Source organism: Pollutimonas subterranea (assembly GCF_002849655.1).
Classification (GTDB): domain Bacteria; phylum Pseudomonadota; class Gammaproteobacteria; order Burkholderiales; family Burkholderiaceae_B; genus Pollutimonas; species Pollutimonas subterranea.
On the sequence record NZ_PDNW01000015.1, the window covers coordinates 57,828 to 73,270 of the forward strand.

Sequence of the window (15,443 nt, forward strand, 5' to 3'; positions counted from 1 at the left end):
ATGCACGGGGCTTTTACCTGCATAGACCGCGACGCCATTGCCCATAACCTTCTGGCAATCCGGCGGCATCTGCAGGTGGAGCCGGGCGCAAAGCGCCCCTTAATGTGGGCCGTCGTCAAGGCCGATGCGTACGGCCATGGCCTTGAACACGTCCTGCCAGCCCTGCATGCGGCCGACGGACTGGCGGTGCTGTGCGCCGCCGACGCCTATCGTTGCCGCATGCTGGGTTGGACCAAGCCCCTGCTGGCCATGTGCGGCCACTTCACCCTCGATGAACTCAACGACCCTGCTCTTTACCCTTTGCATGTGGTGATCGAACATGCCGGCCAACTGGAACAGCTGGAGCGCCTTGCCGGCGGTGTTTCACCACATGCGTGGCTACGCCACGCCGGCCGGCTGCACCATGCCGGCTTTCAGGCGAAAGACTACCCACTCGCCTATGCCCGGCTCCAAGGGCTGTTGGCCGCCGGCCACGTGTCGGGCATCGGGCATTTCCAGCACTATGCCAATGCGGAGGACGCTGCGGACTTGGGGCTTGAACGACAGTCGTTCAAGCAACTGACGACTGGCTTGCCGGGCCGGATCTGTACCGAGAACTCCGCTGCTCTCCTAATCGATTCCGCATCGGCGGCGAGCACGGACTGGTTGCGCACCGGGATTGTTCTTTATGGCGTAAGTCCCTTGTCCGGTCACACCGGCCCCGACCTGGGGCTCAAACCCGCCATGGCCCTATATGCTCCGATCTATGGTATTCAAGAACTAGGCAGCGGCGACGGCGTAGGGTATAACAGTGCCTTTCGGGCCGACCGGGCGCTGCGTATCGGATTAGTGCGCTGCGGCTATGCGGATGGTTACCCGCGCACCGCACCCAGCGGCTGTCCCGTCCTGGTGGGGGGCATGAGGGCCCGCATTCTGGGCCGCGTGTCCATGGATACGCTCACCATTGATCTCACCAACTTGCCCCACGTGGCTACAGGCGACAGCGTCACGCTGTGGGGCACGGTGAACTTGCCGGTGGAAGACGTCGCACGTGCCGCCGGGACTATCGCCGCGCAGTTGCTCACCGGTCTTACAGCACGGGTGCCACGGCGGCTTGCGGGCGCTGCCTGAGACCGGGCGCGAACACCAGAAAGGCCAGGGTCGCGATCAGGTAGATCCCACCGGTCACGACAAGTCCGCCGGAAATTCCCATGGAAGCAAACAGGCCTCCCACCAGCAAGGGACCGAGCATCTGGCCGAATTTATCCGCGGCCCGCATAACGCTGGTGGCGCCGGCGGCGCCATAGTCTTGTACGGCTTTCAGGTCCAGCATATAGGCAGCCTGGGCGCCCCCCGCAAAACAGCTGGCCAACGCAAGCAATACCACGGCCGCCGCGGCGGCCAGCAGGCCGCTGGCAAAATACAGGCTAAGCAGGCCAGCGCTGCCTATCAGCCCGCCTGCCACGATCCAGTGTTTCTTGCTGGCGCTTTGATCCGCGACGCGGCCCATATAGGGCCCGATATAGATCACAAACAGGCCGTACAGCATGAGGACCCGCCCGACGCTGGAGGCCGTAGCCCCATACGCCTCGAGATACAAGGGAAGCGCGTAGGTAAGCAGCCCGACCTGGGCAATGGAAAAAGGAATGACACAACCCAGCAGCAATAAGCCGAAGTCCCTGGTCAGCAACAGGCGCCGCAGCGCCGTCCATGATTTCCCGGCCCTGGACGAGACCGCCTGCGCCGAGAGCTGGCGATAGGGCCACATCAGGGTAAGGACGCCCACCAACGGCAGGCACAACAGCGCCGCGCCAATATAAAAAACAGCAGCAAAACCCAACTGCTGCATCAGCATGGCACCCACTGCCGCGCCAGACAGGTGACCGGCAAACAGTCCGGCGATGACCGTGGCCATGTTGCGTCCACGATAAGCGGCGGGACTGCGCGTCACGATAAAACCCTGCAAGCCCATCCAGGCAAGGCCGTAACCCAGTCCAACCAGGCCGCGGGCCAATACCAAACCGGGCAGGGTATCAACGCCGGCGCAAGCAAGGTTGCCCAGGACCGATACCAGCACACCAGCCAACACCGGCGTCTGCCAGCCACGGCGGTCCGTCAGCCGCCCTGCTAGCAAGGCAGTCATCAGGCCGCAGCCCATTTCGGCGGCAATCGGCAATGCCATCAGGAACTCGGCCGCCGGACCGTTACCGCCATCGGGCAACAGGGTGCGCGCCAGGATAGGGAGGAAACTGAGTGGCAGGGCCAACGCAAACAGGAAGCCGAACATGACCGGCCGCACTACTTGTCCTACACCGGAGAGGTCATCCAGGCCTTGCGTTTCGCCCGTCGCCGTCTGCTTGCGCACGGCAAAGGCCCGATCCATGAGCAGTGTCAACAACAGCAACAGCTCGATGGCGGCAACCAACGCGACCACTGCGACCGTGGCTGCGTCCATAATCCGTTCACGCACGCCGGCAGCAATCAGGTCCTGGTCCAGCATCACGTCCAGCCGGGCCAGTACCGGACCGGTCCCTGCTGCCTGCAGGGGAAACACCAGGATGTTTTCGGAAGCGATATCCGCATCGGCCAACCCAGGCAGTAATCCCTTTGCATCGGCGCGGACCAATACCCGCCCATCGGCATCCTGCAGCTGCAGCTCCTTGATCAGCGGAAATGAACGGGCGAGCCGCATCATGGGCCGCTCGACGCCGGCAAGCCGCTCGGGCTCGATGCCGTAGCCCAGCACGCGGTTCAGGTCATGCCGCAGCCCTTCACCCAGCATGCGCGTGTTATCGCGGCTTACGCTTACCCATACATCGCGAAAAGTCTGGATCGTGTAGGCGGCATACAAGCCCTGTGCTAGCAGAAGCACCAGCAGAGGCGCCACCATCCTGGCCTTGCTGGCGGCGGCTACGCGGTGCAAGGGCAGTCCATAACGAAACGTCAGCACCAACAGCAAGGCAGCGCCCAGCGTGGTGACCGCCAATACCCTGAGGTTTTCAAGAAGCAATGCGCTGTCCCCCGCATTCCCGGCTTGCACCTGAAGCACGAGCGCCCCCGTGATGCGTCCGCCGCCCTCACCCAGCGGCAGCGCGAGCTGCAAGGCCTTTCCTTCGCGGCGTTGTACCGTAGCGGACCGTTGCGGCCCGGAAGAAAGGAGATCCAGCAGAGGGCCTGGTGTCGGCGCCTGAGCGAGCGTGGCGATCACACGCCCGTCAGCCAACACCACACTGGCGCCCAGCATATCGGGAACGCGGACCTGCAAATCGGCCAGCAATTGCGACAAACCAAAAAACTGTGGCAGGGGCTTGCCCAGGTCGAGCCCGGTTTGTATTTGCGCCGATGTCTGGCGAGCCATCAAGCCGACCCGCTCGGCCGTGTTGTCGGACACCAATCGATTCAGGGCGGAAAGACTCAATGCACCGATCAAACCCTGCGCCAGCAGGAGCACCACCATACACGCCAGCAATATGTCTCGCATGGGCCGGCGGCGCCTGGATACCTTGTGTAGCGGCTTGTCATTCATCATATTGCGGCCGACAATGCGGCACCACCTTGCTTTTAGGGTTACTGCAACCGCAATAGTAATTTACAATTTGCCGCAAAACTACTATTCCTCGCCCACACTCGGCGCATTTCCCGCCCAACAGAGCATCCATTCATGCGTTTGACCTCGTTGCGCAGCAAAATCTTCCTACTTGTCGGAATCACCCTCCTGGCAGGCGCAATTGCCGTCATGCTGGTCACACAGCGCGACGTGACGCGCACCGTGGTGGCCAGCGAAGAAGTGGCCGTACGCAATGTGCTGAACTTGCTGATTAAAGATAGCGAGGCCCGCTGGGGCGGCTTGCTCACCGACAAGATATCCACGGTGCGCGCCGGACGCGGTGAACTGGCCAGCCTGGGCGCCACCATGCGATCCGTGCTCGACATGTACGTCGAGCAGGTGGAGCAAGGCAGCCTTGACACGGAACAGGCGCAAGCGCTGGCAAGGCAATGGATTGCCGACATGCCCGTAAACGCCCAGCGCTTTGCCTTTGCCTTCGGGCCGGAACTCGTCACCCTGACCAGTAGCAGGCACGAAATGACCGGGCAGGACTTGTCGACAGTTACCGATTTCAAGGGCAATGCATTAGCCGCCGCAGCCTATCAGGAAGCACGAACCGTCGGCCAGAGTTTTGCCATTTACCGATGGCCGGCCTCAGGCGACCCGGGCGCGTCCGGTCTGCGTTATGCCTGGTTCGGCTACTTCGAGCCCTGGGACTGGCTGTTTGCCATCAGCGGTGACGCCCATGCCATCGTCACGCAGTTCGACCAGCGCCGCGATGAAATGGAAACGTCGATCAAGGAGGTGCTGCAGTCATTGCAGATCGCACGATCCGGATTTGCCTTCATTCTTACCGGCGAAGACCAACCGCTCGCCCCCTTGCCGCAGGCCCACACAGGACTATTGGACGAACAGGACACGGCCACCAGCCGAACGCTGCGCCAACTTTTGCGCAGCGTACCAAGCAATGGCGATATCGAAACCCTGCAATTCGATCCAGTCGATAACGGCGAACCCTGGCAAATCAGCGCAGCGCATTTCAAGCCCCTGGGCTGGACGATCGTGGCGGCCGTTCCTGCACAGGACCTTACCAGTGCGGCCACATCGCTGCGCAATCGCCTGGGCTGGATCTTCCTGCTGGTATTGGCGGTTACGCTGGCCGTTGCGTGGGCCCTGTCGGCACGGCTTACGCGCCCGCTGCAGCAGCTCAGCGATTTCGCCCGCGCTTTGCCGGACCAGGACCTCAGCGTGGCCAGCCCCATACCTGAACACATTTCTCGCCTACCCCTGAAACAGCCCGACGAAGTGGGACGCCTGGCCGCCACCTTCATCTTCATGGACCAGCAACTGCGCGAGAAAATCGCCAGTCTGCTGCTCGAAACCTCCAGCCGGGAGCGCTTCGAAAGCGAGCTGAATATCGCACGGGACATACAGATGGGCCTACTGCCCACTCCGCTGGCGAGCGAGGTCCTGCGGCAGGTCGACCTCTACGCCACCATGATTCCGGCCAAGGAAGTGGGCGGCGACCTATACGACTATTTCATGCTGCCTGATGGCCGCCTGTGTTTCGCCATTGGCGATGTATCCGGCAAGGGCGTGCCGGCCGCCTTGTTCATGGCCATCACCCGTACCCTGATCCGTGCCTCGGCCGAAGACGAAACCGATCCGGCCATGCTTATGGAACGCGTCAACAATCGCCTGTCGGAAAACAACCCTAACATGATGTTCGTTACCCTGGTGATCGGGGTTCTGGACCTCGTCACCGGCGACCTGGACTGGTCCAACGGCGGCCACCCCGCGCTGTGCCTGGTGCAGACGGACGGCCAATTACGCCTGCTGGAAGGACGTAGCGGCCCTGCCTGCGGCGTGCAGGAAGACCTTCCCTACCGAAGATTCTCAACCAGGCTTGAACCCGGCGAAATTCTCCTGGGCTATACGGACGGTGTCACCGAGGCGGTGGGGCCGGACGGCACGCTTTACGGCGAAGAACGTCTATTCGCCAGGCTTGCCGGACTGCAGGAAAGCAGCGCTGTGGACTTCTCCACCACGCTGCTGCAGGACTTGCACGAATTCGTCCAGCAAACCGAACAATCGGATGACATCACTTTGATTGCCGCAAAAAGGGCCACGCCATGATCCGCCATTTCATGCTTGCTTTATTGACGTGCGCCAGCCTGTTCGGCGCCCCCATCCTGCACGCCCAGATCGCGGCCGAACCCAGCCCATCATCCGCCAAGGTCTTTGCCACGACGCCGGCGACCAAAGCGGATGGGACGCGCTGGCGCCTGGGCTATGTGGAAAGCGGCGACTATGGCGATTATCCGTTAACACTGGGCGAGATCGCCGACGGCCTGCAAAACCTGGGCTGGTTGCGCTACCGGGGCAGCCGCCCCGATGGCTTGTCCGGCCAGGCACTGTGGCAATGGCTGGCGGCAAATATCGATAGTGACCATCTGCACTTCGTGCCTGACGCCTATTGGCAGCCCGGCAACTTCGATGCCGAAAAGCGCGAACCCATGCGCGCCGCGATCGCCGCACGCATCAAGGAGAAGAGCGACATCGACCTGATGATCGCCATGGGCACATGGGCGGGACAAGACATGCGCAAGCTGGGTCCGCCCCTGGCCACGGTCGTGGGCTCGACCAGCGACCCGATCGGCGCAGGCATTTCCGACAGCGTGCAAGACAGCGGCCTCGACCAGTTGCACGCGCGTATCGAGCCCGAGCGCTATCCGCGCCAACTGCGCCTGTTCCGGGAAATCGTCCCCTTCAAGACGCTGGGCATCGTCTATGAAGACAGCCCTGAAGGTCGGACATACGGCGCGGTCGCCGCCGTGGAAGAAGTAAGCCGCAAGCTGGATTTCAAGGTCGTGCATTGCCACGCCCGCTCCAGCAGCGTCCCGATCGAAACGGCTGTGGATAATGCGCTGCGCTGTTACAAGGATCTCGCCGAACAACATGTCGACGCTGTCTATGTCACAACGCATCGCGGCGTGAGCAGCAGCTCGATCGGCGCCATCGCCCGTGTCCTGGCGCAGGCCAAGATAGCCAGCTTTTCGATGGCGGGGTCGAAGGAGGTGGAGCAAGGAATACTCCTGAGCCTGGCCCAGGCCGACGTCTCGTACGTAGGGCTGTTCCATGCCGAAACCATCGCCCGGATACTGAATGGCGCAAAGCCCCGCGAAATCAGCCAGGTATGGATAGACCCGCCCAAGATCGCCCTGAACCTCGCCACGGCGCGCACCATAGGCTTTGACCCTCCGGTGGACATCCTGCTGGCCGCCGACGAAGTCTACGAGGCCCGGCCGTAGCAATCCGGGTGTAGCGCCGTATGTAAGGGCAGTAAGCCCTGCAGGCGGCCTTCGCCCCCCGGCAGGCTGTTCCACGTCTCCATCAAGCGATCAGCGCCGCTACGTCCGGATTGCAAGACGTAGTCGGCATAGGCCAGGTGGTGTGCATCATCGGCGTGCAAACCTCCATGTGCGACCGCAAGCACGTCCGCGCACAGCGCGCGCACACGCGTATCCGCCAAGCCATCGCGTATGGCCACTTGCCTGAGCCGGCCCAGTTCGTCCCAGCCCCAATCCTGCACCAGTTGCCACGAGGCTTCCGGCTCGGCCAGCAAGCCCTGCTGCAAGGCCGTCGGCGCAACAAGTACCGAACGGGCTTCCTGCCTGCCTGCCTCGCGCACCAGGCAGGCGTCGGCGAAGCCCGCGCCCGGCGCCCTGCCTTCGATATAGCCGTCTACGCCGCAGGCTGCAAACAAAGCCTCCAGGCCTCCGTCCCTGTCCCACGCAGCCAGCACATCGGCCAGGCAGGGCAGCTCGGCCAAGCGATAGCGCCATCGTGCATCCAGGAACTGGGCGATCTGCGAATGTTCGAAGTGCATGGCATGCGCGGTGATCGACGCGGGCTCTCCGTTATCGGTCCGCCGGCCAGTCCATAGACCGGTGCGCAGGAAATCGCTCAGGCAAGGGTCGCCGTCCAGGATCACCGTAGGCGCCGACTTGTAGTCATAACGATGAAGCAGGGGCAGGCTGCGCGATACCGTACCCGCCTGGAACATCCAGCGAAAATAATCGCCCAGGTCGCGGAATGGGCGTGCCGGATACTGGGCCAGCATCGCGTCGCCGACAAAGCGCGCCGGCTCGAACACCCGCGGCCAGATCGTGAGCCGATTCTCCTTGAGACCCGTGGCTGCACCGGATTCCAGCGGACTGTTGGCAAACAGCGCAATGCTGGCGGCCGCCAGGCCCAGCACCACATTCAAGGACCGGGCCGCGCCTGCGATCGGCACCGAGGTATTCGCGCCGTTCTGCGCCTTGGCATCCATGCCTTCCCAGTGATGCCAGCCGCGATGATCCCGCAGCTCGCGATAAATGGGCCTGGGCACGCAGACACGGTCATACCAGGCGGCATCGCGGGGGCAGTCGGGGTGTTGGGAAACATTCAGGACACAAGCGCCGTCCGCATCCAGGGCGCCCAGCGTATCGGCCAACTCACGATGCGCCAAGGCGCTCAGGCGCGCCAGGCCTCCGGGACCGCCTTCCACCGCAACGGTGGCGGTCTCCAGCAGATTGAAGCCATTGTCCAGGCCGCAGTAGGCCTCATCGGTTTGCAGGCCCACGCAGCGTCCGGAAAGCAGGACAGGCGTGGAGGATACGCCTCTTGTCCGTTTGATACGGCTCAACGCGTCGAAATAACGGTCGACCGGGAGGCTCGCGCCGCTGACCGCGTGCGCCACCACCATTTCCATTTCCAGCCCCAGGCGGGGCGGGTAGGCTACTGAGGCAAGGGATCGGCTACAGGAAGAGCTGGTAGGCGGGATTTTCGGATTCATTCCAGTAAGGGTAGCCCAGGCCGTCCAGGAAGTCCTTGAATTCTTTCTTGTCGGCCGGCGGCACCTGTATGCCCACCAGGATGCGGCCGTAGTCGTCGCCCTGGTTCCGATAGTGGAACAGGCTGATGTTCCAGTCCGGGCTCATGGCACCCAGGAACTTGATCAGCGCGCCGGGCCGTTCAGGGAATTCGAAGCGAAACAGCAGCTCGTGCTCGGCCAATGCCGATCGCCCGCCCACCATATAGCGCAAATGGGTCTTGGCCATTTCATTGCCGGTGAGATCCAGCGTGGGAAAACCTTTCTTGCGGAAACTATTGGCCAGCTTTTCAGGCTCCGCCGCCGAGGCGATCTGCAGGCCCACGAATACATGCGCCTGTTCCGCGTCGGAAATCCGGTAGTTGAATTCCGTCACGCTGCGATTACCCACGGCTTCGCAAAGACGCAGGAAGCTGCCCCGCTTTTCCGGCAAGGTCAGCGCGAACAAGGCTTCACGGGCTTCGCCCACATCGGCGCGTTCGGCCACAAACCGCAGCCGGTCAAAATTCATGTTGGCGCCGCAGGTAATGGCCACCAGCGTCTTGCCCTTCCACTTGTGTTCCGCGGCATAACGCTTGGCCCCCGCCAGCGCCAAGGCACCGGCCGGTTCCAGCACGCTGCGGGTGTCCTGGAATACATCCTTGATCCCCGCGCAGATGGCGTCCGTGTCGACCAGTACAAAGTCGTCGACGTATTTCCGGGTGAGCTTGAAGGTTTCGGCACCCACCTGCTTGACCGCCGTACCGTCGGAAAACAAGCCCACATCGGTCAGCGTGATGCGTCGACCGGCCTTGACACTGCGCCTCATGGCGTCGGAATCGACCGTCTGTACGCCTATGACCATGGTTTCGGGCCGCAACTGCTTGATATAGGCCGCCACACCGGATATAAGGCCGCCGCCCCCTATCGCCACGAATACGGCATCGATAGGTCCGCTGTGCTGGCGCAGGATCTCCATGCCCACCGTGCCCTGGCCCGCGATGACGTCAGGATCGTCAAAGGGATGGACGAAGGTCAGTTTTTCCTTTTTCTCGATTTCCCTGGCGTGCTCGTGGGCGTCGGAAAAGCTGTCGCCGAACAACACCACTTCGCCTCCAAAACCGCGCACTGCATCGATCTTGACGTTAGGCGTGGTAACCGGCATGACGATGACCGCACGACAACCCAGGCGCCTGGCCGACAACGCCACGCCTTGGGCATGATTGCCCGCCGACGCCGCAATGACGCCGCGCTTCAGGTCCGCCGGGCTGAGATTGGCCATCTTGTTATACGCCCCGCGCAGCTTGAAGCTGAATACCGGTTGCGTATCTTCGCGCTTCAACAGAATCTTGTTATTAATTCGAGCCGAAATCAGGGGAGCAAATTCTAGGGCCGACTCGATAGCGACGTCGTAAACCTTGGAGTTCAGGATGCGCTTAAGATAATCTGTTGACATGGAAAAAGAAGGGGTTCATAGGTAAACGAGCAGAATACCATAGCGTCCGCGACGCATCGGGGCAGGCGCAAGACGGCATTTCAGCGATACACTAACGCGCTATGGAAGCAATGTTGCAATCGTCGGTACACTGGCTGCTCCTTACTCTTGCCTTGCCAAGCGTAGGGCTCAGCGCCATTTTCATCGTCGCCCTCATCTCCGCGACCCTGCTTCCGCTGGGTTCCGAACCAGCCGTTTTCGGCTTAGTAAAGATTGCGCCCGACATGTTCTGGCCCGCCATCCTGGTTGCCACCCTGGGCAATACCACGGGTGGCGCCATCAGCTACGGCATGGGCCTGGGTGCTGAAAAAGCCTACGAGCGCTGGCGCGAAAAGCATCCGGAAAAACAGCATCACAAGGCCGGCGGCCGCTGGCACGACTACATCAGCTACTGGCTGCATAGACTGGGTCCGCCCGCTCTGTTTTTTTCATGGGTTCCCGTTTTCGGTGATTTGCTGTGCGCGGTCGCCGGCTGGCTGCGCCTGCCTTTCTGGCCCAGCGTCGCCTATATGGCGTTCGGCAAGTTCCTGCGCTACGCCATCATGACCGCAGCCCTCATCTGGTTCTTTCCCGGCAAAGTCTGAGCCGGTTTGGTCCAAACCTGTCGTTATCCCTTACACTATGTCTTTAAGGGCCACCTTCTTTTCCTTCCCCCATGAACGCCCCCATCGCCAGCCAATTACTCGCCGCTACGCTTCCTCTCTCGGCCACCACGCGCCTGCGTGAAATCCCCTACAACTACACGTCGTACTCCGATCGTGAAATCGTGTTGCGCTTGCTGGGGTCCGAGGCATGGCAAATGCTTTCCGAACTTCGCGAGGAACGCCGGACCGGCCGTTCGGCCCGCATGCTGTTCGAAGTGCTGGGCGACATCTGGGTGGTACGGCGCAATCCTTACCTGGTCGACGACCTGCTCGACAACCCCAAGCGCCAGAACCTGCTTATCCAGGCGCTGAACCACCGGCTGGGCGAAGTCGACAACCGGCGCGACAATAGCGTGGCCGAACGCGACAGCAAAGTGGCCCGCCTGCTGGCGGCGGCGCGCACCGCGGTAGCCGAATTCGAAGAAGAATTCAGCCGTACCCGGGACCTGCGCAAGAAGGCCGTACGCACCCTGTCGCGCATCACCGCCAAGGACAACATCAAGTTCGACGGACTGTCGCGCGTCTCGCACGTCACTGACGCCACCGACTGGCGTGTCGAATATCCCTTCCTGGTGCTCACACCCGACACGGAAAACGAAATGGCCGCGCTGGTGCGCGCCTGTATCGAGCTCGAGCTGACCATCATCCCGCGCGGAGGCGGCACCGGCTATACAGGCGGCGCCATTCCCCTTACCTGGCGCTCGGCCGTCATCAATACCGAGAAGCTCGACACCCTGGGCGCCGTCGAAGTCTCGCAACTGCCCGGCGTCGCCGACCCGGTCCGCACCATACACACCGGCGCGGGCGTCGTGACGCGCCGCATTGCCGAAGCCGCCGAAGCCGCCGGGCATGTATTCGCCGTCGACCCCACGTCCGCCGACGCCTCCTGTGCGGGCGGCAACGTGGCCATGAATGCCGGCGGCAAGAAAGCCGTCCTGTGGGGCACCGCCCTGGACAACCTGGCCGGATGGCGCATGGTCGACCCCGACGGCAACTGGCTGGATGTCACCCGCCTGGATCACAACATGGGCAAGATCCACGACGCGGCCGAGGCACGATTCCTGTTGCAGTGGTCCGACGGCAAAGCGCTGCCCGGCGCCCTGCCTTTGCGCAACGAAACACTGGTCATCGACGGCTCGCGTTTTCGCAAGGCCGGCCTTGGCAAAGACGTCACCGACAAGTTCCTGTCAGGCCTGCCCGGTGTGCAGAAAGAAGGCTGCGACGGCCTCATTACCTCGGCACGGTGGGTGCTGCACCGCATGCCCGCCCATACGCGTACCGTCTGCATGGAATTCTTCGGGCAGGCGCGTGACGCGGTGCCGTCCATTGTCGAGGTCAAAGACTATCTCGACGGGCCGGGCCGGGAACGCGGCGCCATTCTCGCGGGCCTGGAACACCTGGACGAACGCTACCTGCGCGCAGTCGGCTACGCCACCAAAAGCAAGCGCGGCGGACTGCCAAAAATGGTGTTGATCGGTGATATCGTCGGCGATGACGCCGATGCCGTCGCCATCGCCGCCAGCGAAGTCGTACGCATTGCCAACACCCGCCATGGCGAAGGTTTCGTCGCGGTCAGCCCTGAAGCCCGCAAGAAATTCTGGCTGGACCGCGCCCGCACCGCCGCCATCGCGCGCCACACCAATGCCTTCAAGATCAACGAAGACGTCGTCATCCCCTTGAATCGCATGGGCGAATACACCGACTCCATTGAACGCATCAACATAGAACTGTCCACGCGCAACAAACTGCGCCTGCTCGACAAGCTCGAAGACTTCCTCAATGGCGACCTGCCCATCGGCAAGATCGAAGATCACGACGATGCCGAGCACACCCGCGCCGAGATCCTCGCCAGCCGCACGCAAGACGCCATAGGCACGATCCAGGCCGTGCGCCGCCGCTGGACCTGGCTGCTGGACAACATGGATGCGCCGCTCGCCCAGAACATGGACGTCTTCGGCACCCTGGGCATGGACGAACTGGCTCCCATGCTCACCCAGCGCCTGGCCGAACAGCCGGACGCCCGCGTGTTCGACGTCGTGCAGGATCGCAGCATACGCGTGTCCTGGAAGACCGAAGTCCGTGCCCTGATGGAACGCTATTTCGCCGGCGCCGATTGCGCCGCCGTGCTGGCCGAACTGCAGGCCATCCACGACCGTGTGCTCAAAGGCCGCGTGTTCGTGGCCTTGCACATGCATGCCGGCGACGGCAACGTCCACACCAACATCCCGGTCAACTCCGACGACTACGAGATGCTGCGCGAAGCCAACGAGGCCGTGGCGCGCATCATGCAGATCGCCCGCGACCTGGACGGCGTAATATCCGGCGAACACGGCATCGGCCTGACCAAGTACGAATACCTGACGCAAGAAGAGCTCCAGCCCTTCCAGGACTACAAGCAGCGCATCGACCCGGAAGGCCGCTTCAACAAGGGCAAGCTTATGCCCGGGGCCGACCTGCGCCACGCCTGGACGCCCAGCTTCAACCTGCTGGGCCATGAATCGCTGATCATGCAGCGCAGTGAAATCGGCTCGATTTCCAACGCCATCAAGGACTGCCTGCGTTGCGGCAAGTGCAAGCCGGTGTGCGCCACCCATGTGCCGCGCGCCAACCTGCTGTATTCGCCCCGCAATAAAATCCTGGCCACGTCCCTGCTGATCGAAGCCTTCCTGTATGAAGAACAGACCCGGCGCGGCGTCAGCCTGAAGCACTGGGAAGAATTCGAAGACGTCGCCGACCACTGCACCGTTTGCCACAAGTGCTACAACCCCTGTCCGGTCGACATCGACTTCGGCGACGTTTCCATGGAAATGCGCGCCCTGCTGCGCGGCATGGGCAAGAAATCGTTCAATCCCGGAACGACCGCCGCCATGTTCTTCCTGAACGCCAAGGACCCGCGCGTCATCAAGGCCACCCGTACCGCCATGATAGACATCGGCTACAAGGCACAGCGCCTGGCCCATGACGTCCTTGCACTGCCCGCGCGCAAACAAGTCGCCGCCCCGCCCGCCACCGTGGGCAAGGCGCCCATGCGCGAGCAGGTCATCCACTTCATCAACAAGAAGATGCCCGGCGGCCTGCCCAAGCAGACCGCCCGCAAGCTGCTGGACATCGAGGACGCCGACTACGTCCCCATCATCCGCAACCCGGCCGCCACGACGCCCGAAACCGAAGCCGTGTTCTACTTCCCCGGCTGCGGTTCCGAGCGCCTGTTTTCGCAGGTAGGCCTGGCCACCCAGGCTATGCTGTGGCATGCCGGCGTGCAAACTGTGCTGCCTCCCGGCTACCTCTGCTGCGGCTACCCGCAGCGCGGCAACGGCATGACGGACAAGGCCGAGAAAATCATCACCGACAACCGCGTGCTGTTCCATCGCATGGCCACCACGCTGAACTACCTCGACATCAAGACCGTCGTCGTCAGCTGCGGTACCTGCTACGACCAGTTGTCCGGCTACGAATTCGAGAAAATATTCCCAGGATGCCGCCTCATCGACATCCACGAATACCTGCTGGAAAAAGGGATAGAAATGAATGGCGTGCAAGGCGTGCGCTACATGTATCACGACCCCTGCCACACCCCCATGAAGCTGCAGGAGCCCATGAAAACGGTCAAGGCGCTGGTGGGCGATACCGCCATCAAGACCGACCGATGCTGCGGCGAATCAGGCACCCTGGCCGTATCGCGCCCCGACATCTCGACCCAGATACGATTCCGCAAGGAAGAAGAACTCGCCAAGAACACCGCCACCATACGCGCCGACGGCTTCGAGGGTGAAGTCAAAATGCTCACCTCCTGTCCGTCCTGCCTGCAAGGCCTCTCGCGCTTCGAGGGCGACACTGGCATGGATGCCGACTATATCGTCGTCGAAATGGCCCGCCACATCCTGGGTGCCGACTGGATGCAGGACTACGTACGCGACGCGAATGCCGGGGGGATAGAGCGGGTGTTGGTGTAGCGGGCACGCTTCATGAAGCGCCGTACACTTCTTTTTCTTGCCCGCATGAGTGACGGCCAACGCATTACATCCATCATGGCCGGGTTTGACGTGGCCTGGCGCCTAGCGAAGGCCAAAAGATCGAGTTTCCGGCTGATCGCCAACTGTATTGGGAGCCAGACCCGGCAACGCTCCCAGTCGGTTGGGTGGCCCTTCCCGCCGTCGAGCAAATGCAAATTACCACCATTTACGACTTTACCTTTGACGAGCGCCTGGCGTCGCTGGGTACCGACGCTGCTGGACAGCGACTACGCGACCTCATGGGCCAAACCGCTACTCGTAGCGGCCATCATTCGGACAGCAGCCGACGTGCTACCATATAGTAATCCTGTAACACATAAGGGCGAGAGCCATGAGTGAAGCAACTTTTACTTTCCGGGTTGATGAGTCTCTTAAATCTGACTTTGCCACTGCCGCCAAAGCCCGCGACCGTAGTAGCGCGCAGCTCCTGCGCGACTTCATGCGCGAGTTCGTACAGCAGCAAGAAGATGTGGCCGCACAGAACGCCTGGTTCCGTCGTCAGGTGCAAATTGGCATTGATTCGGCCAATGCTGGCAATCTTATACCAGCAGCCGACGTTGAAGCCAAGTTCGCGGCCAAACGGGCGGCCACACGCCGCCGACTTGAAACGTCGAAATGATAGAACTGTACTGGACGCTTGAAGCTACCCAGGACCGCGAAGCGATATATCATTACATTGAGGCCGACAATCCTGCTGCCGCACTGGCCCTTGATGAGCTGTTCGCAGAGAAGGCCGGCCGCCTGATCGATCATCCCGGTCTTGGGCGTGCTGGTCGCGTCGCCGACACTCGCGAGCTGATAGTGCACCAAAATTACATTCTGGTTTACGACTTGGCCGACGGCCAGATACGCGTGCTCCGTGTGCTGCATGCAGCTAGGCAATGGCCGCCGCAGAAGTGAAACAAGCATG

The 15,443-nt window shown here is 62.1% G+C and carries 11 protein-coding genes; 8 read left to right on the top strand and 3 right to left on the bottom strand.

What is annotated here, in order from left to right; all coding sequences use genetic code 11:
* Window positions 1-1,110, top strand: a complete 1,110-nt coding sequence (gene alr, locus CR159_RS16055; RefSeq protein ID WP_102074977.1) for an alanine racemase — start codon at window positions 1-3, stop codon at window positions 1,108-1,110.
* On the opposite strand, the gene CR159_RS16060 is transcribed toward alr, so the two are convergent.
* Window positions 1,070-3,460 carry an MFS transporter gene (locus CR159_RS16060; protein ID WP_102075035.1) on the bottom strand — a complete coding sequence of 797 codons (2,391 nt, stop codon included), beginning with the start codon at window positions 3,458-3,460 and terminating at the stop codon, window positions 1,070-1,072. The two genes, alr and CR159_RS16060, sit on opposite strands and share 41 nt — an antisense overlap.
* Before the next feature lie 180 nt (window positions 3,461-3,640).
* On the opposite strand from CR159_RS16060, the gene CR159_RS16065 reads away from it, so the two are divergent.
* Window positions 3,641-5,662 (top strand): SpoIIE family protein phosphatase, encoded by a 2,022-nt coding sequence (locus tag CR159_RS16065; RefSeq protein WP_102074978.1) that lies wholly within the window; start codon window positions 3,641-3,643, stop codon window positions 5,660-5,662.
* Window positions 5,659-6,837, top strand: a complete 1,179-nt coding sequence (locus CR159_RS16070) for an ABC transporter substrate binding protein (protein ID WP_102074979.1) — start codon at window positions 5,659-5,661, stop codon at window positions 6,835-6,837. Before CR159_RS16065 ends, CR159_RS16070 begins: the two co-directional genes overlap by 4 nt.
* Here the strand turns inward: CR159_RS16070 and CR159_RS16075 are convergent.
* Together CR159_RS16075 and ilvA are read right to left on the bottom strand one after the other, a co-directional pair.
* Window positions 6,819-8,282 (bottom strand): glutamate-cysteine ligase family protein, encoded by a 1,464-nt coding sequence (locus CR159_RS16075; RefSeq protein ID WP_439650557.1) that lies wholly within the window; start codon window positions 8,280-8,282, stop codon window positions 6,819-6,821. The genes CR159_RS16070 and CR159_RS16075 overlap by 19 nt on opposite strands.
* A 46-nt stretch (window positions 8,283-8,328) precedes the next feature.
* A complete protein-coding gene (gene ilvA, locus CR159_RS16080) occupies window positions 8,329-9,837 on the bottom strand; it encodes a threonine ammonia-lyase, biosynthetic (protein WP_102074981.1) in 1,509 nt (502 codons plus the stop codon).
* A gap of 101 nt (window positions 9,838-9,938) precedes the next feature.
* On the opposite strand from ilvA, the gene CR159_RS16085 reads away from it, so the two are divergent.
* From CR159_RS16085 to CR159_RS16100, 5 genes are all read left to right on the top strand, one after another.
* Window positions 9,939-10,460, top strand: a complete 522-nt coding sequence (locus CR159_RS16085) for a YqaA family protein (protein WP_102074982.1) — start codon at window positions 9,939-9,941, stop codon at window positions 10,458-10,460.
* 71 nt (window positions 10,461-10,531) lie between these two features.
* Window positions 10,532-14,473: a DUF3683 domain-containing protein gene (locus CR159_RS16090; protein WP_102074983.1), complete on the top strand. Its 3,942-nt coding sequence runs from the start codon at window positions 10,532-10,534 to the stop codon at window positions 14,471-14,473.
* 209 nt (window positions 14,474-14,682) lie between these two features.
* Window positions 14,683-14,835 (top strand): hypothetical protein, encoded by a 153-nt coding sequence (locus CR159_RS21600; RefSeq protein ID WP_158238553.1) that lies wholly within the window; start codon window positions 14,683-14,685, stop codon window positions 14,833-14,835.
* Between the two features lie 29 nt (window positions 14,836-14,864).
* Window positions 14,865-15,152, top strand: a complete 288-nt coding sequence (locus tag CR159_RS16095) for a CopG family ribbon-helix-helix protein (RefSeq protein WP_102074984.1) — start codon at window positions 14,865-14,867, stop codon at window positions 15,150-15,152.
* Window positions 15,149-15,433, top strand: a complete 285-nt coding sequence (locus CR159_RS16100) for a type II toxin-antitoxin system RelE/ParE family toxin (protein ID WP_199173339.1) — start codon at window positions 15,149-15,151, stop codon at window positions 15,431-15,433. Before CR159_RS16095 ends, CR159_RS16100 begins: the two co-directional genes overlap by 4 nt.
* Window positions 15,434-15,443 lie beyond the last annotated feature (10 nt).